The sequence below is a fragment of the Streptomyces sp. NPDC127117 genome (assembly GCF_042677325.1).
Classification (GTDB): Bacteria; Actinomycetota; Actinomycetes; order Streptomycetales; family Streptomycetaceae; genus Streptomyces.
This window is the reverse complement of the sequence record NZ_JBHXTM010000005.1, coordinates 141,023-161,075: the sequence shown is the minus strand read 5'-3', so window position 1 is coordinate 161,075 and position 20,053 is coordinate 141,023. Positions and strand designations below refer to the sequence as shown.

General features: G+C 72.6%; 17 protein-coding genes and 1 pseudogene. 11 read left to right on the top strand and 7 right to left on the bottom strand.

Annotated elements, in window-relative coordinates; translation table 11 throughout:
* The 5 genes and pseudogenes from ACFVH0_RS06995 to ACFVH0_RS06975 form a co-directional block, all read right to left on the bottom strand.
* Positions 1–1,656 (bottom strand): acyclic terpene utilization AtuA family protein, encoded by a 1,656-nt coding sequence (locus ACFVH0_RS06995; RefSeq protein ID WP_385818588.1) that lies wholly within the window; start codon positions 1,654–1,656, stop codon positions 1–3.
* A 65-nt stretch (positions 1,657–1,721) separates the two neighbouring features.
* Positions 1,722–2,516, bottom strand: a complete 795-nt coding sequence (locus ACFVH0_RS06990; protein ID WP_385818486.1) for a TIGR03084 family metal-binding protein — start codon at positions 2,514–2,516, stop codon at positions 1,722–1,724.
* Between the two features lie 649 nt (positions 2,517–3,165).
* A pseudogene (locus tag ACFVH0_RS06985) lies at positions 3,166–3,336 on the bottom strand (ABC transporter ATP-binding protein); the annotation flags it as partial.
* Positions 3,337–3,803: 467 nt separating this feature from the next.
* Entirely contained in the window at positions 3,804–4,235 is a 432-nt protein-coding gene (locus ACFVH0_RS06980; protein ID WP_385818485.1) for a DUF3592 domain-containing protein, read from the bottom strand.
* Positions 4,236–4,318: 83 nt separating this feature from the next.
* Positions 4,319–5,290, bottom strand: coding sequence for a DMT family transporter (locus tag ACFVH0_RS06975; protein ID WP_385818483.1), 972 nt, complete (start codon positions 5,288–5,290; stop codon positions 4,319–4,321).
* Positions 5,291–5,440: 150 nt separating this feature from the next.
* Here ACFVH0_RS06975 and ACFVH0_RS06970 point away from each other — a divergent pair, with 150 nt between their 5' ends.
* On the top strand, positions 5,441–6,343 hold the full coding sequence (locus tag ACFVH0_RS06970; protein ID WP_385818482.1) for a LysR family transcriptional regulator: 903 nt from the start codon (positions 5,441–5,443) through the stop codon (positions 6,341–6,343).
* 432 nt (positions 6,344–6,775) lie between these two features.
* On the opposite strand, the gene ACFVH0_RS06965 is transcribed toward ACFVH0_RS06970, so the two are convergent.
* Positions 6,776–7,714: a MarR family transcriptional regulator gene (locus ACFVH0_RS06965; RefSeq protein WP_385818481.1), complete on the bottom strand. Its 939-nt coding sequence runs from the start codon at positions 7,712–7,714 to the stop codon at positions 6,776–6,778.
* 601 nt (positions 7,715–8,315) lie between these two features.
* Here ACFVH0_RS06965 and ACFVH0_RS06960 point away from each other — a divergent pair.
* The 3 genes from ACFVH0_RS06960 to ACFVH0_RS06950 are packed head-to-tail and all read left to right on the top strand — an operon-like array spanning position 8,316 to position 10,031.
* Entirely contained in the window at positions 8,316–8,855 is a 540-nt protein-coding gene (locus tag ACFVH0_RS06960; protein ID WP_385818480.1) for a hypothetical protein, read from the top strand.
* 2 nt (positions 8,856–8,857) lie between these two features.
* Positions 8,858–9,244: a tail fiber domain-containing protein gene (locus tag ACFVH0_RS06955; RefSeq protein ID WP_385818478.1), complete on the top strand. Its 387-nt coding sequence runs from the start codon at positions 8,858–8,860 to the stop codon at positions 9,242–9,244.
* A 52-nt stretch (positions 9,245–9,296) separates the two neighbouring features.
* Entirely contained in the window at positions 9,297–10,031 is a 735-nt protein-coding gene (locus ACFVH0_RS06950) for a 2OG-Fe(II) oxygenase (protein ID WP_385818477.1), read from the top strand.
* A gap of 26 nt (positions 10,032–10,057) precedes the next feature.
* Here ACFVH0_RS06950 and ACFVH0_RS06945 read toward each other — a convergent pair whose 3' ends face one another.
* Positions 10,058–12,988, bottom strand: coding sequence for an FAD-binding and (Fe-S)-binding domain-containing protein (locus tag ACFVH0_RS06945; protein ID WP_385818476.1), 2,931 nt, complete (start codon positions 12,986–12,988; stop codon positions 10,058–10,060).
* Positions 12,989–13,281: 293 nt separating this feature from the next.
* Here ACFVH0_RS06945 and ACFVH0_RS06940 point away from each other — a divergent pair, with 293 nt between their 5' ends.
* From ACFVH0_RS06940 to serC, 7 genes are all read left to right on the top strand, one after another.
* On the top strand, positions 13,282–14,871 hold the full coding sequence (locus ACFVH0_RS06940; protein WP_385818475.1) for an ATP-binding protein: 1,590 nt from the start codon (positions 13,282–13,284) through the stop codon (positions 14,869–14,871).
* Positions 14,868–15,311: a roadblock/LC7 domain-containing protein gene (locus ACFVH0_RS06935; protein WP_385818474.1), complete on the top strand. Its 444-nt coding sequence runs from the start codon at positions 14,868–14,870 to the stop codon at positions 15,309–15,311. Before ACFVH0_RS06940 ends, ACFVH0_RS06935 begins: the two co-directional genes overlap by 4 nt.
* Positions 15,308–15,673 carry a DUF742 domain-containing protein gene (locus tag ACFVH0_RS06930; RefSeq protein WP_124717135.1) on the top strand — a complete coding sequence of 122 codons (366 nt, stop codon included), beginning with the start codon at positions 15,308–15,310 and terminating at the stop codon, positions 15,671–15,673. The genes ACFVH0_RS06935 and ACFVH0_RS06930 overlap by 4 nt, the downstream gene beginning before the upstream one ends.
* On the top strand, positions 15,654–16,331 hold the full coding sequence (locus ACFVH0_RS06925; protein ID WP_385818473.1) for an ATP/GTP-binding protein: 678 nt from the start codon (positions 15,654–15,656) through the stop codon (positions 16,329–16,331). Before ACFVH0_RS06930 ends, ACFVH0_RS06925 begins: the two co-directional genes overlap by 20 nt.
* An 8-nt stretch (positions 16,332–16,339) precedes the next feature.
* Positions 16,340–17,608, top strand: a complete 1,269-nt coding sequence (locus ACFVH0_RS06920; RefSeq protein WP_385818587.1) for a cytochrome P450 — start codon at positions 16,340–16,342, stop codon at positions 17,606–17,608.
* A complete protein-coding gene (locus ACFVH0_RS06915) occupies positions 17,605–18,813 on the top strand; it encodes a cytochrome P450 (protein WP_385818472.1) in 1,209 nt (402 codons plus the stop codon). Before ACFVH0_RS06920 ends, ACFVH0_RS06915 begins: the two co-directional genes overlap by 4 nt.
* Before the next feature lie 95 nt (positions 18,814–18,908).
* On the top strand, positions 18,909–20,027 hold the full coding sequence (serC, locus tag ACFVH0_RS06910; RefSeq protein WP_385818470.1) for a phosphoserine transaminase: 1,119 nt from the start codon (positions 18,909–18,911) through the stop codon (positions 20,025–20,027).
* Positions 20,028–20,053: the final 26 nt, after the last annotated feature.

The following is a 20,053-nucleotide window of genomic DNA, read 5'->3' as shown; positions in this document are numbered from 1 at the left end:
TCATGCGTGCGCCTCCGGTGCGTGGACGGTCTCCAGCAGCGCTACGGGTATGGGCAGGTGCCGGGAGCGCAGCCACTCCCCCACCGCCTTGGCCTGCGGGTCGAACCGGTGCTGGGCGGCGACGCCCTCGCCGAGCAGCCCGTGGACGGTGAAGTTCAGGGCGCGCAGGTTCGGCAGGAGGTGGCGCACGACGGTGAGGGCGGCGGTCTCCGGGAGCAGTTCCCGGAACCGTTCGACGGTCAGTTCGTGGGCCAGCCACCGCCAGGCGTCGTCGTCGGCGGCCCACACCCCCACATTGGCGTCGCCGCCCTTGTCGCCGCTGCGGGCGCCCGCGATCCGGCCGAGCGGGGCGGACCGGGTGGGCCCGGGGTCCGGCAGGGGTTCGGGCAGCGGCGGCTCGTCGGCGTCCCGGAGCGGCTGTGTCGTCGCGGGAGGCGCCAGGCTCTGTCGCCGTCCGTCGGGGAGCACGGCGAGGTGCGGGACCTCACCGGCGGGTACGTACCGGGCCTCGAACACCCCGTACGGGGCGCCCCTGCCGGGCGGGGCGGTGACGTGGAAGCCGGGGTAGCTGCCGAGGGCCAGCTCGATCGCGGCGCCGGAGACCGCGCGCCCGACCGTTTCCTGGTCCCGGTCGCGGACGACGAGCCGGAGCAGGGCGCTCGCGCTCTCCTCGGTGGCGGCGTCGGCCCGGTCGGTCCGGGACAGCTCCCACCGCACCTCGTCGGGTTCGGCGCCGGAGCGGGCGAGCGCGTCCGCGAACTGTTCCCGCACCAGTTGGGCCTTGGCCTCGATGTCGAGGCCGGTGAGCACGAAGACGACCTCGTTGCGCCAGCCGCCGAGCCGGTTCAGCCCGACCTTGAGGGTGGGCGGCGGGGCCTCGCCGCGCACTCCGGTGATCCTGACCCGGTCGGGTCCGTCCTGGGTCAGCCGTACGGTGTCGAGCCGGGCGGTGACGTCCGGTCCGGCGTACCGGGCGCCGCCGGTCTCGTACAGCAGTTGCGCGGTGACGGTGCCGAGGTCGACGACGCCGCCGGTGCCGTCGTGCTTGGTGATGACGGACGAGCCGTCGGCGTGGATCTCGGCGACGGGGAAGCCGGGCCGGCGCAGGTCGTGGCCCCGGAAGAACGAGTAGTTGCCCCCGGTGGCCTGGGTGCCGCACTCCAGGACGTGTCCGGCGACGACGGCTCCGGCGAGCGCGTCGTGGTCGCCCGGCCCCCAGCCGAAGTGGGCGGCGGCGGGACCGGTGACGAGGGCCGCGTCGGTGACCCGTCCGGTGACGACGATGTCCGCGCCCGCGGTGAGGCAGGCGGCGATCCCGGCGCCGCCGAGGTAGGCGTTGGCGGTGAGGAATCCCTCGGGCACGGGCAGGCTGTCGCCCTCCACATGGGCGACGCGCACCGGGACGCCGACCTTCCGCGCCAACTCCCTCACCGCATCGGCCAGTCCGGCCGGGTTGAGGCCGCCCGCGTTGGCGACGATCTTCACCCCGCGTTCGTGGGCGAGCCCTAGTTCCTCTTCGAGCTGCCGCAGGAAGGTCGTGGCGTAGCCGCGCGTCGGGTCCTTGAGCCTGCTCCGGCCGAGGATGAGCATGGTCAGCTCGGCCAGGTAGTCCCCGGTGAGGATGTCGAGGGGGCCGCCGGTGAGCATCTCGCGCATCGCGTCGAAGCGGTCGCCGTAGAACCCGGAGGCGTTGCCGATCCGCAGCGGTGCGTCCTGCCCGGTCACTCGGCGCCGCCCCGGGGTGCGCGGCCCGGTCCGGCGGGCCCGGCGAAGGCCTGGGCGATGCCGAGCCACTGGTCGGCGTCGGGGCCGGTGGCCCGGACGGCGAGATCGTCGCGGTGTGCGCGCTGGGTGACGAGGAGGCAGAAGTCCACGAGCGGCCCGGTGACGCGCTGGGGTGCGTACGGCGCACCGAAGGTGATCAACTCTCCGTCCGGGGTCAGGAGTTCGACCCGGAACTCCTCCTCGGGTGCCTTGATCCCCCGTACCAGGTAGGCGTAGTCGCGGGCCCGCACCCCGATCCGGGCGACGTGCCGCAGCCGGGCGGTGGGGGTCCTGGTGACCCCGAGGGCGTCGGCGATGTCCTGGCCGTGCGCCCAGCTCTCCATGATCCGGGCGGTCGCCATGGACGCGACGCTCATCGGCGGCCCGTACCAGGGGATGCGGGTACCGGCCGGGGCCTCCCGCAGCACCGCTTCCAGCCGCTTGCGCCCGGTGCGCCACCGCGCGAGCAGCGCCTCCGGGGCCAGTACGGCGATCTCCTCGGCGCCCCGGTCGACGAAGGAGTCGGGCGCCTCCATGGCTCTGGCCACCTCCCCCGCGAAGGCCTCGGCGTCGGTGGCGGCGAGCACCGCGACTTCGTCGGTCCAGGTGAGATGGGCGATCTGATGCGCGACGCTCCAGCCGGGGGCGGGGGTCGCGGAGGCCCATTGCTCGGCGCCCAACTCCCGTACCAGCGCGTCGAGTTCATTGCTCTCGTCGCGCAGATCATCGATCACGGCTGCGACATCGGGCACGGTGCGCTCCCCTCGGGGCGTGGCGGTGTGCCCAGGAGCATGACAGCGGACCAATAAACAAGCAAGCATGCTTGCATTATTTTCTGCCGCCCGCCGCCCGCCGCCCGCTGCCCACTGCCCGCCATCCCCTATCCGCCGCCCGCCGCCCGCCGGGCTGCCGGGCTGCCGGACTGCCGGGTTGCCGGGCTGCCGGACTGCCGGGCTGCCGGGCTGCCGGGCTGCCGGGCTGCCGGGCTGCCGGGCTGCCGGGCTGCCGGGTTGCCAGGCAGCCAAGTCGCTCGACGGATCGAGGCTCAGCCGTCCGTCCCGCCCGGATGCACCGCCGCGTGGACCGACTCGAAGAGAGCGAGGACCTCCTGGCCGCCGAGGCCCTGGGAGCGTGCCATCGGAGCTGCTGACCAACGATCCATTTCGTACATGCCGTCGAGCTTGGCGGGGGATTCGCGTTCAACGGGTAGTTGATCATCCGCGGCGAGGCGAGGGATTAGCACACCAGGCCCCAGGCGACTTCCACGAAGACGGTGAAGCCGAACGTGACCACCATGGACAGCAGGACGCGACGCAGCAGCAGCAGCAGCCCGATGGCGATGCCGGCCGCGGCCAGGAAGAGGGAGAGCGCCGGAAGTACCGGACCGGCGTTGTCGAAGATCGCCCCGTCGGGGCCCACGAGTCCACAGATCCGTCCGGCCGGAAGCCGGAAGGAACAGTCACGCAGTGCCCATCCGCGCCGGTACTGCTTACCGAGTCCACGGGCCTCCAGCACCCAGGCGCCGGAGGCGCCTGCCGGAGTGGATGCGTCTGCCGTGCGCTTCGCCTCAATTCCACTAATCCATTAATGGAATCAAGATCTTGTGCGAGAGGCGCTGTCAAACCACTCGGGGCGTCCACCCCGGCGGACCATGGTGCGAATGTCCGTAATGAACCCGTTCAGAGTGCGCGTCGCGCTCCCTTCCGAGGACCGGACCACTGAATCCATGAACGACCGCAGGCAGCAGCTCTACGGCCTGCGAGGGCGCGCCCACTCGGCCGGAGGCAAGAACGACCTGATCGACGGGGTCGACAGGAACGGCGGGAACGGCGGGAACGAGAAGTTCAACGGGAAGATCCGCGGCAGGGGCTCGACGTCACGGTGCGCCCCCTCGGGGCAGGGCGGTGCCCCCAGGAGCACGGCAACGGAGCAGTGGGCGCGGGTTGAGCGCGCGTGCTCGATTTTCCGCGCGCCCCAGTGGCGCCTTTCTCAGGCGCTGTTGTGGGGCGAGTGCCCCAGGAAACCGGCAAGCGCCGCGCTCAGCCGACCACGGCGATGACGACCGCCGAGACCAGGGCGAAGAAGCAGCCCGCCGCGGTGATCACGGTCCTGGCGTGGCGCATGCCGAAGGACGGTGCCCGGGTTGTCGCACCCTCCGGGTTGGCGGCGCTGTAGTGGACGGTCACGAAGTCACCCTTGGCCGGCGTCAGGCGAGACCGGCGCTCCTCGAAGCTGACGGTGCGCCCGTCGTCCGTGCGGAACTCCAGGGTGGGGTGGGTGTGCACGGCGGGGCCGCCCTCGGGGTTCTGGACCTCTTCGGTGCGCAGGGAGACGCACCGGGCCTCGGCGGTGAGCCCCTCGGCCCAGGCGGCCCGGAGCCGGGGGCCCTGGAGGCTGCGGTCCAGGCTTCTTCCGGAGATCACGGCCGCCCCTGCGGCGACGACGAAATAGACGGCGGCGACAACAACCATGGGGGTCCCCCTGCGTGATCCCGTGCGAGGGCAGACATGATCCTGCGCGCGGGCCGGGCCGACAAGGGCCCGGCCCTCGGACGTCAGGCGCGTTCGCGGGGTTTCACGCGCCGGGTCTGGCTGCGTACCGCGCCCATGCTCGCCCCGATGACGAGCGCGATCGCCAGCGCGTCGGTGGTCGTCAGGGCCTGGTCCAGGATCAGGAAGCCGGCCGTGGCCGCGATCGCCGGTTCCAGGCTCATCAGGATCGCGAAGGTGGGCGCGGGCAGGCGGCGCAGCGCCATGAGTTCGAGGGTGTACGGAAGCACCGAGCTGAGCAGTGCGACCGCCGCGCCCAGCCCCAGCGTGGAGGGGACCAGCAGCTTCGAGCCCGACTCGACGATGCCGAGGGGCAGCGAGAGCAGCGCGGCCACGACCATGGCGAGGGCCAGGCCGTCCGCCTGGGGGAAGCGGCGGCCGGTGCGGGCGCTGAAGACGATGTACGTCGCCCACATGGCACCGGCGCCCAGGGCGTACGCGGCGCCGACCGGATCAAGGCGGTCGAGACCGCCGCCGCTGAGCAGCACGACGCCGCCCAGCGCGAGCCCGGCCCAGACCACGTTGATCAGCCGGCGGGAGGCGAACACCGAGAGGGCGAGCGGGCCCAGCACCTCCAGGGTGACGGCGGCGCCCAGCGGGATGCGGTCGACGGCCTGGTAGATGAGCGTGTTCATGCCGCCCATGGCCAGCCCGAAGGCGAGGACCGTGCCCCAGTCGGCGCGCGAGTGGCCGCGCAGCTTCGGGCGGCAGACCACCAGCAGGACGAGCGCGGCCACCGCGAGGCGCAGGGTGACGACGCCGAGCGCGCCGGCCCGTGGCATCAGCAGCACCGCGACGGCGGAGCCGAACTGCACGGAAAGGCCACCTGCGACCACCAGCGCGACCGGGGCGAGCGCCGCGCCCCGGCGGCGTGCGGGGCCTGCCCCGTCACCCGGGGCGGGAGCCGCCTCGGGTACGGCGACGGCCACGGCCTGCTCGGCGGCCGCCACCCCTGCTGCACTGTGCTGGTCGTTCACTTGCGGTGTTCCTCCCGGATCCAACAGTGCAATAAAATGCACCGCTCGATTGAACATACTGCACTCCACTCGTGCGGTACGTCCTCTTACGGTAGGTACCTCCGCGTGGCACGTGAAATGTCGAGCGAGCTCCGGTTATGCTCCCCACGCATGAGCATCGGGCGTTCCGGACAAAGCACTGGTCGCGGCATCGAAGTGCGGCATCTGCGCGCCTTTCTCGCCGTGGCCGACGAGGGCAATGTCACCCGCGCCGCCGCCCGTCTCCGCCTCACCCAGCCCGCGGTCTCGCGCACCCTCGCCGCGCTGGAGCAGCATCTCGGCATCCGGCTCGTCGACCGGTCCACCCACCATCTCGCCCTCACCCCCGAAGGCGTCGTCTTCCGGGACAAGGCCGCCGCCGCGGTCGCCGCCTTCGATGCGGCGCTCGACCCCGGCGGGCTGCGCCACTGGCCACTGCGGCTCGGGCACGCCTGGTCGGCGTTCGGCCCGTACACCACACCGCTGCTGCGCCGCTGGCAGGAGCTGTACCCGCAGACCCCGCTCGAACTGCTGCGGATCGACGACCGCACCGCCGGTCTGACCCGCGGCGAGGTCGACGCCGCGCTGCTGCGGGGGCCCGTCGAGGCGCCCGGCCTCGTCACCGAGGTGCTGTTCGAGGAGGACCGGGTGGCGGCGGTCGCGGCGGACGGCCCGCTCGCGGACCACGCGGCGCTCCGCCTCACCGACCTGACAGCCGAGACCGTCGTCCTCAACACCGTCTCGGGCACCACCACCGTGGACCTGTGGCCACCGTCCGCCCGGCCCGCCGCGACGCTCACCGTCGCCAACACCGACGACTGGCTGACCGCCATCGCGGCGGGACGCGGCGTCGGCGTCTCGGCCGCGTCCACCGCCGGCATGCACCCGCACACCGGCGTCGCCTACCGCCCCCTGACCGACGCCCCACCCGTCCCCGTACTCCTCGCCCGGCGGGACGCCCCGGGGCACCCGGCACTGCCGAACCTGGTCACGCTGGCGCGCGAGGTGGTGTGGCGGGACGGCGGTGGCGGCTGAGCCGCGTGGCCCGGAGGCTGTCGGCCTGCGGTCACGCCCAGGTGAGGCGCTGCCCGTCGGGGCCCACGTGCGGCCGCATACGGCCGGCGGGCAGGCATCCGCCCGCCTGCCACTGCGGGACACGCTCGGCACAGCCGCCCGGCATGGGGAGCCGGGCGGCCGGCCGACTGTGCGGAGCCACTTCCCGCCGACGGGGCTGTCGGTGCAGCCGGCGTGGCACTGCGAGCAGTCCGCCGCACCCTCGTCCGGCCGGAACCCGGCGTCGATGCCGAACCCGGCCGAACGGATCGCAGCCGTGGTCAGGGCCATGGCTGTACGGCCGGCCTCGGGGTCCGAGCCGCAGCCGTTCTCCCGTGGAGTTCGCCGAGCGCCACGGACGACCGGCCCCGGATGACCGGCCCTCGCCGCGTGGCGAGGGCCGGTGTCATGTCGTCAGGCCCGGTCGGGTTCGCGGCAGGGCCTGCACAGGCCGTCGCGGAATGCTTCGGGCTTGCCCGGGACGCCGCACTCGGTGCACTCGACCATCAGGCGGCGTACGGGAGTTCCCGCCGCGGCCGGGGTCGCGGCGGGCAGGCGGGGCGGGAGCTTGTCGTGGAGGCGGCGGCGGACGAAGCCGAAGGGTGAGTCGACGGACGCGGGGAGCCCGGCGGTGAGGGCCTGTGTCAGGTAGTCGGCGTCCACGCCGCGCGCGAACCACTCGGCGGCCGCCCGCTCCAGCGCCGTGCAGTCCGCTGCCGAGAGGGCCAGGCGGGAGTCGGTACGGCCGAGGCGGGCCAGGGCGGCGAAGGCGGGAGAGGAGTCCCCCACCGTGTGGACCGGCGCCGACACCTGCCTCACGGTGCGCTGCTGCGGTACCACCATGACGGGAGGCTGCGCCGGTACGGGTGCGGGTTCGGGTGCTTCGTCCGGGACGTCTGCCCCGGCGGCCCCGGCGGGCTCCTGCGATGCGCAGGGCGGCGCGGAAGGGCTCTCCTCGACGGCCAGGAAGGCGTCCCACCACTCGTTGTCACGGGCGGTGCGGGACCAGAAGGTGCGGGTCACCCAGCGGACCTGGCCGCCCTCGCCGCTCAGGCATCGCACATGTCGCAGATGGCCCGCCACACCAAGGGCCCGCAGAGCGCTGCCGACGGCCATCTGTCCGTACAGCGGTTGGCTTCTGGCCAGCGACTTGATGTCCATCGCGGCGCCGTCGGGCAGCGTGTCGACGTAACCGGCGATGTGCCGCTCGCGCTCGGGCAGCAGTGCGAAATCGCCTTTGCAGGGCGGACGTTGATCCGAGACGGATCGCTTTCCGTAACCGGGCTTGGCCTTCGGGTGGGCGCGCGAGGATGCGGGCGCACGCAGGGCAGGGCTAAGGTTTGGGACAGCCACGGGATCGCCTCTGATTCGATCTTGGGGTCAGACCCCGGCCGGTGCTGTGAACACCGCGTCGGGGTCGTTGCGTTGGGCACCGTAAGCAGCCGCGACTCGCCGCCGCAAGTTGGTCACGACTAGTCATACTTGCTGGCCGTGACGGGTCGGGTCGGGCGGGGAGGTTTTCCCAACCACCCTCTTTTTCCTACCGGTTGTAAGGCATCGCTCGAATCCCGACATCCGGATCCCGGCTCCCGAAGCCCGAAGCTCAAGATCCGGACCCGGCCTTCTCCGCGTACCCACGAAAGAGTGAACGAGACCTTCCCGAAGCTCGAAACCCGGCTCCCGGGACTCGGGTCTCGGGTGTGCCCCAAACGCGGGCTTCGGCAGTCGTTCGGCGGTTTTTGCGCGTTGATGGTGTTCGTCACTGTTCTACCGGCGGTTCATCAGATAGCGCGAACTCGCGTTTAGCGGCTGGTCGGGCCGGATGCGCGTGGATAGCGTCGTCCGCGCCGTCCGGAGAGGCCGGCACCCGTCACGTACCGCACGCGCCCGGCCGTCCCCTCCGTCATGCGCCGGTACGGGGCTCACGCCAGGGCGGTTCCCATGGGGAGTGGACATGAGTTCTGTAGGCCGTAAGACCGTCGCGGTGATGGCCGCGGCTCTGGCGTCGCTGGGCGCGGGAAGCGGTGTCGCCGCCTCCGCGGCCACCCCGTCGGCCACATCGTGCAGCGGGGCGGAATGCTCCAGCCTGAAGCCGGTCAGGCTCGCGGCCAGTCAGGCCACCCTGAACATCACGCAGATGCAACTGGAGAACATCCAGGCGATGGCGTCCGACGCGGTGACCGGGGAGCCCATCCGCGGTGCGAAGGTCGTGTTCGCCACCGTCGGCGGCCGGACGCTGGGAGCCGCCTACACCGATTACGACGGCGTGGCCGCGATCACCGCCCCGGAGAACCTTGGGCCGGGAACCCTCCAGGAGCTGCTGGGCGGCTACGAAGCCGCGTTGGTCGGCGACGGCGTCCACGCCCCGGTCGGGGCCCATGGAGCGATCACCGTCGGCACCGACCAGGCCCCTGGTGTCCCGAACGCCCCGTGCGGCATCTGCAGCGACCGCGGGCTCAAGCGGGACGTGGTCCCGGTCGACTGGAGCCGGTGAGGATGCGGTTCCTCCGCCGACGGTCCCGGGCGGCCGGTCCGGGCGCCCCGGGCCCTCGTCCGGCCGGGGCGCGGGAGAGCGGGGCCGGGGCCGTGGCCCCGGTCGGCGCGGTCAACGGCCATGCGGTCCTGGACACCGTGGCCGCGCTGCCCATCAGCACCTGGCGCTACCTCTGGGAGCCCGAGGACGTACGACACCTCGGGCCGATGGCCCAGGACTGGCACGCCGCCTTCGGGTTCAACCGGGACGACACCACCATCCCCGTCGTCGACGGCCTCGGCGTCGCCCTGGTGTGCGTCCAGGCGCTCAACCGCCGGGTGGAAGAACTCACGGCCGAAGTGGACCGTCTGCGCGCGGCCGTGCGCATGGATCCGCCCGAGGCCGCGTGACGACGCCGGGATTCGGACCGGAGGATCAGGACACCGTGACAAGCAGGACGGCATGACAGAGACAGAACAGGACACCTCGGCAGGGCACGGGACCATGGCGGAGCCGTCCGGGGCGGTGGACGAGCCGTCACCGGTGTCCACGGACGCGATCTGGCGGCTTCCGGTGACGGTCTGCCGCATCACCGGGTTCCTGGGTGAGCGGACCGCCGACGCCCTGCTGGAGCGGGCCATCGCCGCCACCGGCGACGCGTTGAAGCCCTCCATGATCCGGGACCGGGAGGTGGTTCCCGACGTCCGCCGGTCCCGGTCGTGCCAGGACTTCGCCGCGCCCGAACTGCTGGCGGCCGTCGACGACGTACTGGAGGCGGTCGAGCACACGCTGGGCATCTCCTGCCGGTACACCGAACCCGACTACGGCCTCAATGTGCACAACGACGGCGACTACTACCGGCCGCATCAGGACACCAGCGGCGACTTCTCCCCCCGGCGCCTGCTCACCTTCGTGTACTACCTGCATCGCACGCCCCGGCCTTTCGACGGGGGCGAACTGCGTGTGTACGACGCCGCCCTGCCGCTGCACACCGACACGACCGGGAGGTGGGAGGAGCGCACCTGGCGGGACTGGGAGCCCGAGCACGACAGCATCGTGTTCTTCCCGCCCGCCGCCTGGCACGAGGTACGGCCGGTCGGCTGCCCGAGCAAGCAGCACGCGGACAGCCGCTTCGCCGTCAACGGCTGGCTGTGCAGCCCCGACCCCGCGCACCGCACGCGTCGGGGCGCGACATGAGCCGGTGAGATCCGCCGGCTCCGGCACTACCCCGCTTCACGCCCCTGGGCCGGTCCTTCCGCCAGGCCCTCGGACAGGCCCTCGGCCAGAACCTCTGCCAGGTGCCGGGCCCGTACGCCGCCCAGTTGTTCCAGCTGGGTCCGGCAGGAGAAGCCGTCCGCCAGGATGGCCGTGCCCGGCTCGGCGGCTCTTACCGCCGGCAGCAGTTGCTCCTCCGCGCAGGCCGCCGACACGTCCCAGTGGCCGCGTTCGAAGCCGAAGTTTCCGGCCAGGCCGCAGCAGCCGCCGCTCAACTCGCCGGTCAGTCCGGCCCGTTCGCGCAGTCGTCGTTCCGCCGCGTCGCCCAGGACCGCGTGCTGGTGGCAGTGCGTCTGGCCGGTGACCGGGCGGTCCAGGCGCGGTGGCTGCCAGTCGGGGGCGTACTCCTCCAGGTACTGGGCCAGTGTTCTCACCGACGCGGCCAGTTCGGCGGACCTCGGGTCGTCGGGGAGGAGTTCGGGCAGGTCCGTGCGGAGGGTGGCGGCGCAGCTCGGTTCGAGGACGACCAGGGGGTCGCCGAGCATGCCGCCCAGCCGGTCCAGGGTGCGGCGCATGACCTTCCGGGCCTGGTCCAGCTGGCCCGTCGATACGTAGGTGAGGCCGCAGCACAGGCCGCGGCCGGCGGGGATCGCCTTGCGGCCCGCCGCCTCCAGGACCCGTACCGCCGCCCGGCCCACCTCGGGCGAGAGGTGTTCGGTGAAGGTGTCGGGCCAGACCATGGCCACCTCGTCGTTCGAGAAGATGAACGTGCCCTTGCCCCAGCGCCGGTTCAGCCACCGGGTGAACGTCCCCCGCGCCAGGACCGGAATGCCGCGCTCCGGTGCGACGCCCGCCAGTCGTTTGGCGAGGGCGGCGAGGAGGCGGACCCTGGCCAGGGCGTTCAGCGGGCCCGCGAAACGGGACGCCAGGCGCAGCCACACCGGCAGCCGGCCCATCGAGTAGTGGGCGGCCGGGCGCAGCCGCCGCCGGTAGTGGTGGTGCAGGAACTCGGCCTTGTACGTGGCCATGTCGACGCCCACCGGGCAGTCGCTGCGGCAGCCCTTGCAGGACAGGCAGAGGTCGAGCGCGTCCCGTACCTCCGTCGACCGCCAGCCGTCCGTGATCACCCCACCCGCACCGCCCGCACCGCTCGCACTGCCCACGCCGCCCACGCCGCCCACGCCGCCCACGCCGCCCGCGCCGCCCGCGCCGCCCGCGAGCATCTCGTGCAGCAGCCTCGCCCGGCCGCGCGTGGAGTGGGCCTCCTCGCCGGTCGCCCGGAAGGAGGGGCACATCACGCCGGTGCCCGCAGGCTCGGCCGTACGGCACTTGGCGACGCCCACGCAGCGGCGTACCGCCGCCGAGAAGTCGCCGCCGTCGTGCGGGTAGCCGAAAGCGACGTCCACCGGGCGCTTCGGCAGCACCTCGAAGCGGAGGTTCTCGTCGAGCCGGGCGGGGCGGGCGAGGATGCCGGGGTTCATGCCGCCGTCCGGATCCCAGATGTCCTTGAACCGGGAGAAGAGGGCGACCGGTTCGTCCCCGTACATGCGCGGGAGCAGTTCGGCGCGGGCCTGGCCGTCGCCGTGTTCGCCGCTCAGTGATCCGCCGTGCGCGACGACCAGGTCCGCGAGCTCCTCGGAGAAGCGGCGGAAGCGGGCGACGCCCGGCGGGCTCAGCAGGTCGAAGTCGATCCGGACATGGATGCAGCCGTCGCCGAAGTGCCCGTACGGGGTGCCGCGCAATCCGTGCTCGGCGAGCAGGGCGCGGAAGTCGCGGAGGTAGGGGCCGAGGCGGGCGGGCGGTACGGCGCAGTCCTCCCAGCCGGGCCAGGCCTCGGTGCCGTCGGGCATCCGGGTCGCGGTGCCCGCGGCGTCCTCGCGGATGCGCCACAGGGCCCGTTGCCCGGCGGGGTCGGTGACGACGGTGCCGTCCAGGGCGCCGGCCGACCGGAGGATGCGCTCGGCGTGCGCCCGCGCTTCGGCGGGGGTGGCGCCGCCCGTCTCGGCGAAGAGCCAGGCGCCGCCGCGCGGCAGCCCGGCCGGTTCCCGTACGAGGTCGGCGGCCATGCCCTCGACGGTGAGCGGGTGGTGCGGGAGCAGGCCGGGGGCGGCCTCGGCGGCCGCGGCCTCGTCGGCGTATCCGAGTACGGCGAGCGCGCGGGCCGCCGGGGCCTCGACCAGTCGTACGGTCGCCTCCGTCACCACGCCGAGCGTTCCCTCGCTGCCGCAGAAGGCGCGGGCGAGGTCGGTGCCGCGTTCGGGCAGGAGGGCATCCAGGGCGTATCCGGAGATGCGGCGCGGGAGTTCCGGGAAGCGGGTACGGAGCAGGGCGAGGTTCGTGCGGATGAGTTCGGGGAGGCCGGGCAGGGACGCGGGGACCGGTCCCCGGGCCAGTCGCAGGGTGTCGCCGCCGTAGCGGGCCACGGTCAGATCGTGCACGTTGTCGGCGGTGGTGCCCCAGGCGACCGAATGCGCGCCGCAGGAGTTGTTGCCGATCATGCCGCCCAGCGTGCAGCGGCTGTGCGTGGACGGGTCGGGGCCGAAGGTGAGGCCGTGCGGGGCGGCGGCGGTGCGCAGGTCGTCGAGGATCACGCCGGGCTGGACGACGGCGGTGCGGGAGACCGGGTCCAGCTCGACGATCTTCCGCAGGTGTCGGGTGAGATCGAGCACGACGCCGGTGCCGGTGGCCTGGCCCGCGATGGAGGTGCCGCCGCCGCGCGGCACCACGGGCACCCCGTGCGCGCGGCAGACCGCGAGTGCGGCGGCCACGTCGTCGGCGTCGCGCGGGGAGACGACGCCGAGCGGTACGCGGCGGTAGTTGGAGGCGTCCATCGTCGTCAACGCCCGTGCGGTGGCACCGAAGTCGGCCTCGCCGCGGACCGCGGTACGCAGGGCCTGTGCGAGTTCGGCGCGTTCCGTCGGATTCTGGGGTGCGGCCATGCGGCCCAGGATGCCGTTGATCGGGCCACTCGGCCGTCCGGCGCCGCACGTTTCCCCTGAATACGTCAATACGTCGGCATACGTCGGACGCGTAGTCACATACGTAACAGAGAACGCTACAAGATCTTCCCAAAGAGAGCGTCAATTCTCATATAGTGACCAGGACTTACCTTGGAATTGTCAGCTCCAGTTGCCATGTTCAGTCCCACTGTTCCGAACTGTCCTGATCTGGGCCATTCGGTTCGCCCCGCTTGCCCGATCCGTCCGTTCCCGTCCGCCCCCAAGGACTCCCTTTGAGCCCCTCATCTCGGCCGACCGCAGTGGCCCTGCTGATATCGCTGGCCGTCACCGGATCCCTGTGTCTGTGGGCGGTCGCCGCGGCCCCCGCCTCGGCCCGGCCCGAGCTGGCCTGGGGGGCGGGCGCCGGCGCCGTACTGCTGTCCGCCGCCGTGGCCGTCGCCGTCCGTGCCCGCGCCGAGGCGAACCGGCTGCGCGCCCGGCTCGCCTCGGAGACCCAGCGGTTCACCGGCGAGATCAGCCGCCTCGTCTCCGCCTCCGCGGCCGAAGGCCAGCGGTTCACCGCCGAGACCGCCCGGATCAAGTCCGCCGCGGCGACCGAGACGGCACGGCTCAGGTCCGCGGCCGAGGCCGAGACGGCACGGATCACCGCCCGGGCCGCCGCCGAGACCGAACGGCTCACCACCGACAACAAGCGGCTCACCGCCCGCGCGACCCGCAGCGAGACCGAGCGCTCCGCCGCGGTCGCCGCCTGCGCCAACGCCGCGGGCCGGATGCAGGCCCTGGCCACCAGCATGCTCGCCGACCTGCGCGAGATGGAGCACCGGCACTCCGCCGAGGACGTGCTCGGCGATCTGCTCCACCTGGACCACCGCACCGCCCAGGCGGGCCGGCTCGCCGACTCCATCGCCGTGCTGACCGGCGCCCGCTCCGGGCGGCGCTGGGCGAAGCCGATCGTGATGGAGTCGATCCTGCGCGGCGCGATGGGCCGGATCAGCGGCTACCAGCGGGTGCGGCTCCACTCGACCAGTGATGTCGCGGTCGCCGGGCACGCCGCCGAGGGCGTCATGCACGCGCTCGCCGAACTCCTCGACAACGCCGCCAACTTCTCGCCGCCCACGGCCGAGGTCCATGTGTACGTCGAGGAGGTGCCGGCCGGCATCGTCCTGACCGTCGAGGACAGCGGCCTGGTCATGAGCGATGTGCAGCTGCGCCGCGCCGAGCGCGCCGTATCGGCCGACCTCCAGGACCTGACGGGCCTGTCCGGCACCCGGCTCGGCCTCGCCGTCGTCGGCCGGCTGGCCCGCAAGCACGGTCTGACCGTCTCGTTCCGGCCGTCCGCGCGCGGCGGTACGGGCGCCCTGATGATGCTCCCGCAGGAGCTCCTCACCCGGGCCTCCGCACCGACCCCGGTCCCGGCGCCCCGGCCGGTCCCCGAGCCGGAGCCCGCGCACGACAGCGCGTCGACGGCCCGGACGGCTGTCCCGACGGCCAAGGCCACGGCGGCGCCGGCTGCGACGCCGACCGCCCCGGCCGGCGCACAGCAGCAGCACTCCCAGCACGCCCCGGCCGCCACCGAGCCGGCCGGCCCCGCCCCGGCAAACCCCTCCGCAGACCCCGCCGAGGACTCCCCCGCCTCCGACACCACGGGCAACCTGCCCCGGTTCGGCGAGAGCGGGCTGCCCAAGCGCCCCCGCGGCCGTACCCTCGCCGCCGCCGAGGCCCGCGCCAACGCCCACACCGACGGCGCCGCGGCCCCCCGGCCCCGCACCTCCGACCCCAAGGAACAGGCAGCCCGCTTCAGCAGCTTCCGCCAGGCTGTTCGGGCCAACTCCCCGCACCCGGAAGAAGGCAACACCCGATGACCGCGACCACCGACGAGAAGCTCAACTGGCTGCTGGAGGGGCTCCTGGAGCGCACCCCCGGCACTCGTCATGCCCTCGTCCTGTCCAGGGACGGGCTCAAGCTGTGCCGCACCCCCGAGCTCTCCGTCGACCAGGCAGACCAGCTGGCCGCGATCTCGGCCGGCATCCAGAGCCTGTCGCACGGCGCGTCCGTCGAGTTCGGTGACGGCACCGGCGGCGTACGGTCCGCGATGGCCGAGTTCTACGGCGGCGTGCTGTTCATCGTCGAGGCGGGCGCGGGCGCCCATCTCGCGGTCGTCGCCTCCGAGGACTCCGACGTCGGCCTCATCGGCCACAACATGAGCGAGCTGGTCGAGCAGCTCGGCGAGCACCTCAGTGCCCCGCCGCGCTCCCCCTCGGCCTCCGAGGTCACCACTGCCGACGCGAACGCGGCCGTATGACCCGCCCCCGCCGCCCCGGCCGGGACGACGATCCGGACCGGCTGTACACCCTCACCGGAGGGCGCAGCCGGTCCGACTCGGACGCGTTCGACCTGGTGACGCTGGTGGTCTCCGAGTGCGAGCCGACCCCCGGCATGCAGTCGGAGCACGCCACGATCCTGCGGATGTGCCAACTGCCCACCGCGGTCGTGGAGATCTCGGCGGCCCTCGGCCTGCCCGTCAGCATCGTCCGGATCATGTTGTCCGACCTGCTGGACACCGGCCGGATCAGCGCCCGTCACCCCCGTACTGCCCGTGTCGCGGACCGGCTCCCCGACCCCGACATCCTGGAACAGGTGCTCGTTGGACTCCGCAACCTCTGACCGTGCCGCCCTGCGGGCGACGGCCGACAACGGACTGAAGATCGTCGTCGTCGGCGGCTTCGGGGTCGGCAAGACCACCATGGTCCGCTCCGTCAGCGAGATCCGTCCGCTGAACACCGAAGAGACCATGACCCGCGCGGGCGAGGCAGTCGACCACCTCGACGGTGTGCAGTCGAAGACGTCCACCACGGTCGCCTTCGACTTCGGCCGGATATCGCTCGACGAACGCTCGGTGCTGTACCTCTTCGGCGCCCCCGGCCAGGAGCGCTTCTGGTTCCTGTGGGACCGGCTGTTCTCCGGCACGCTCGGCGCCGTCGTGCTCGTCGACACCCGCCGGCTCGCCGACTCCTGGTACGCGATCGACCGGCTGGAGCACCACGGCACGCCGTTCATCGTGGCGTGCAACGACTTCGGCGGCCCGCTCCACACCGAGCAGCAGATACGCGAGGCGCTCGCCCTGTCGGACGACGTACCGCTGGTGGAGTGCGACGCCCGGGACCGTTCGTCCAGCAAGTACGTACTGATCACGCTGGTCGAGTACCTCCACGCCCTCTCGCAGCGCGGGGCCGGTGCCCGGTCCGGCGCTCCCGACACCGACCCGTCCGCCGCCGCCCGTCCGGGGCTCGCGCCGGCGAAGACCCCGGAGCCCACCCCGTGACCCAGCCTCTGGTGCCGCCCTCCGGCTGCCCCGTCTCCCAGGGCCGCGTGCCGCTCTCCGGCCCCCGGTTCCAGACCGAACCGACCCGGCTCTACCGGGAGATGCGCCGCGACCACGGGGCCGTGGCACCGGTCGTCCTCGACGGCGACATCCCCGCCTGGCTCGTGCTCGGCTACCGCGAACTGCACCAGGTCACCGCCGACCCGGTGCTGTTCAGCCGCGACTCGGAGCTGTGGAACCAGTGGGACCGGATCCCCGGCGACTGGCCGCTGCTGCCGATGATCGGCCGCAAGCAGCCGTCGATCCTGTACACGGTCGGCCCCCGGCACACCGAGCGCGCCGCGATGATCAGCAACGCGCTGGAGGCCGTCGACCCGTTCGCGCTGAAGCGGTACGCGGAGGAGTTCGCCGACGGTCTCATCGACCGGTTCTGCGCCACCGGAAGCACCGAGGTCATCGCCGAGTACGCGATGCTGCTGCCCGCCCTCGTCCTGGCGAAGATCTACGGCTTCAGCGACACCGTCGGCCATGCGCTCGTCGGCTCGCTCAACGACATGATCGACGGCCGGGAGCGGGCACTGGCCGGTCAGCAGCACCTCGCCTCGTCCATGTTCCAGCTGCTGGCCGACAAGCACACCGAGCCCGGCGACGACGTCGCGACGCGGATGCTCGCGGACCGCGGCGGCTTCACGGACGAGGAGGTCGCCCAGGACCTGATGGTCATGATGGCCGCCGGCCACCAGCCGACCGCCGACTGGATCGGCAACTCGCTGCGGCTGATGCTCACCGACGACCGGTTCGCCGCCTCCCTCTCGGGCGGCCGGCACAGTGTCGCCGAGGCCATGAACGAGGTCCTGTGGGAGGACACCCCGACGCAGAACGTCGCGGGCCGCTGGGCCTCGCGCGACACCCGTCTCGGCGGCCGCCACATCCAGGCGGGCGACCTGCTGCTGCTGGGTATCGCCGCCGCCAACGCCGACCCGCAGGTCCGCACCGACGGCTCCACCCTGACCGGCGGCAACAACGCGTTCCTCTCCTTCGGCCACGGCGAGCACCGCTGCCCGTTCACGGCCCAGGAGACCGCCGAGGTCATCGCCCGTACCGGCATCGAGGTACTGCTCGACCGGCTCCCGGACATCGACCTCGCCGTCCCCGCCGAACAGCTCACCCGGCGCCCGTCCCCGTGGCTGCGTGGGCTGACCGATCTGCCGTTGACCTTCACTCCCACCCTCGCCCTTGGACCCACCGCGGGAACCACCACCGGAGGCCAGAGATGACCCGGATCGCGCTCGACCCCTTCGTCACCGACCTCGACGGCGAGAGCGCCCGGCTGCGGGCCGCGGGCCCGCTCGCCGAGGTGGAGCTGCCGGGCGGGGTGCACTGCTACGCGGTCACCCACCACGCCGAGGCGCGGCAACTGCTCACCGACAGCCGGATCGTGAAGGACATCGACGTCTGGAACGCCTGGCAGCGCGGCGAGATACCGATGGACTGGCCGCTGATCGGCCTCGCCAACCCGGGCCGCTCCATGCTGACGGTCGACGGCGCGGACCACCGCCGGCTGCGCACCCTGGTCGCCCAGGCGCTGACCGTGAAGCGGGTGGAGCGGCTGCGGGCCGGCATCGAGGCGCTGACCACGGCGAGCCTGGACCGGCTGGCCGCGCTGCCGAAGGGCGAGCCGGTCGACCTGAAGGCGGAGTTCGCCTACCCGCTGCCGATGAACGTGATCAGCGAGCTGATGGGCGTGGACAGCGCGGACCACCCGCGGCTGAAGGAGCTGTTCGAGAAGTTCTTCTCGACGCAGACGCCGCCGGCGGAGGTCCCGCAGATGATGGCGGACCTCGGAGAGCTCTTCACGAAGATCGTCGACGGCAAGCGGAAGAACCCGGGCGACGACCTCACCAGCGCCCTGATCGCGGCGTCCGAGAACGGTGACCAGCTCACCGACGAGGAGATCGTCAACACCCTCCAGCTGATCATCGCGGCCGGCCACGAGACCACGATCAGCCTGATCGTGAACGCGGTCGTCGCGCTCCAGACCCACCCCGAGCAGCGCGAGCAGGTGCTGAACGGGGCGGTGCCGTGGGAGAACGTGATCGAGGAGACCCTGCGCTGGAACACCCCCACGTCGCACGTCCTGATCCGGTTCGCCACCGAGGACATCGAGGTCGGCGACAAGGTCCTGCCGAAGGGCGAGGCGCTGATCGTGTCCTTCGGCGCGCTCGGCCGCGACGAGGCGCAGCACGGTCCGACGGCCGGTGACTTCGACATCACCCGCTCCCCCAACCGCCACATCGCGTTCGGTCACGGCCCGCACGTCTGTCCGGGTGCGGCGCTCTCCCGGCTGGAGGCGGGCGTGGCACTGCCCGCGCTGTACGAGCGGTTCCCGGAGCTGGAGCTCGCCGTACCCGCGTCCGAGCTGCGGAACAAGCCCATCGTCACCCAGAACGACCTGCACGACCTGCCGGTGGAGCTGGGCTGAGCGGCACTCCCGTACGCGGTCCACGGACCGGAGCGGGTGTCTCATCCGACGGACACGGTGCTCGGCCGTGTCCGGGAGGCACTACGCTCCGGTTCGTGGCCGATATCCAGATTCCCGCTGACATCAAGCCCGCCGACGGACGCTTCGGCGCCGGTCCTTCCAAGGTGCGGACGGAGGCGCTCGACGCGCTCGCCGCCACCGGCACGTCTCTTCTCGGTACGTCCCACCGCCAGGCCCCGGTCAAGAACCTGGTCGGCGCGGTGCGTCAGGGCGTGCGCGACCTCTTCTCCCTCCCCGAGGGCTACGAGGTGATCCTGGGCAACGGCGGCTCCACCGCCTTCTGGGACATCGCGACGCACGGGCTCATCGAGACGAAGTCCCAGCACCTCAACTTCGGTGAGTTCTCGTCGAAGTTCGCGAAGGCCGCCAAGCTCGCCCCGTGGCTGGCCGACCCGACCGTGATCGCCTCCGACCCGGGCACCCACCCGGACCCGCAGGCCGAGGCGGGCATCGACGTGTACGCCTTCACACACAACGAGACCTCGACCGGTGTCGCCGCGCCCGTCAAGCGCGTCGCGGGTGCCGACGAGGGTTCCCTGGTCCTGGTGGACGCCACCTCCGGCGCGGGCGGCCTGCCCGTCGACATCACCGAGACGGACGTCTACTACTTCGCCCCGCAGAAGTCCTTCGCCTCCGACGGCGGCCTGTGGATCGGTGTCTTCTCCCCGGCGGCCCTGGAACGCGCCGCGCGCGTCCACGCCTCGGGCCGGCACATCCCGGAGTTCTTCTCGCTGCCGACGGCGATCGACAACTCCCTGAAGAACCAGACGTACAACACCCCCGCCCTGGCCACGCTGTTCCTCCTGAACGAGCAGCTGACCTGGATGAACACCCAGGGCGGCCTGGACTTCACCACCGGCCGCACGGCCGCCTCGGCGCAGAACCTGTACGGGTGGGCCGAGGAGTCGAAGTACGCGACCCCGTTCGTCACCGACCCGGCGAAGCGCTCGCAGGTCATCGGCACGATCGACTTCGCGGACGAGATCGACGCCGCCGCCGTCGCCAAGGTGCTGCGTGCCAACGGCATCGTCGACACCGAGCCGTACCGCAAGCTGGGCCGCAACCAGCTCCGCGTGGCGATGTTCCCGGCGATCGACCCGTCGGACGTCCAGGCGCTGACCGCCTGCATCGACCACGTGATCGAGAAGCTGTAACACGTACCCACATGCCGAAGGGCCCC

Excerpts from the sequence above, each read along its gene's own strand:
- ACFVH0_RS06950 (WP_385818477.1), top strand. The coding sequence starts at position 9,297 with ATGACAGAGACAGAACAGGACACCTCGGCAGGGCACGGGACCATGGCG.
- ACFVH0_RS06935 (WP_385818474.1), top strand. The coding sequence starts at position 14,868 with ATGACCGCGACCACCGACGAGAAGCTCAACTGGCTGCTGGAGGGGCTC.
- ACFVH0_RS06960 (WP_385818480.1), top strand. The coding sequence starts at position 8,316 with ATGAGTTCTGTAGGCCGTAAGACCGTCGCGGTGATGGCCGCGGCTCTG.
- ACFVH0_RS06970 (WP_385818482.1), top strand. The coding sequence starts at position 5,441 with ATGAGCATCGGGCGTTCCGGACAAAGCACTGGTCGCGGCATCGAAGTG.
- ACFVH0_RS06930 (WP_124717135.1), top strand. The coding sequence starts at position 15,308 with ATGACCCGCCCCCGCCGCCCCGGCCGGGACGACGATCCGGACCGGCTG.
- ACFVH0_RS06955 (WP_385818478.1), top strand. The coding sequence starts at position 8,858 with ATGCGGTTCCTCCGCCGACGGTCCCGGGCGGCCGGTCCGGGCGCCCCG.
- ACFVH0_RS06980 (WP_385818485.1), bottom strand. The coding sequence starts at position 4,235 with ATGGTTGTTGTCGCCGCCGTCTATTTCGTCGTCGCCGCAGGGGCGGCC.
- ACFVH0_RS06995 (WP_385818588.1), bottom strand. The coding sequence starts at position 1,656 with ATGCGCGAGATGCTCACCGGCGGCCCCCTCGACATCCTCACCGGGGAC.
- ACFVH0_RS06945 (WP_385818476.1), bottom strand. The coding sequence starts at position 12,988 with ATGGCCGCACCCCAGAATCCGACGGAACGCGCCGAACTCGCACAGGCC.
- ACFVH0_RS06915 (WP_385818472.1), top strand. The coding sequence starts at position 17,605 with ATGACCCGGATCGCGCTCGACCCCTTCGTCACCGACCTCGACGGCGAG.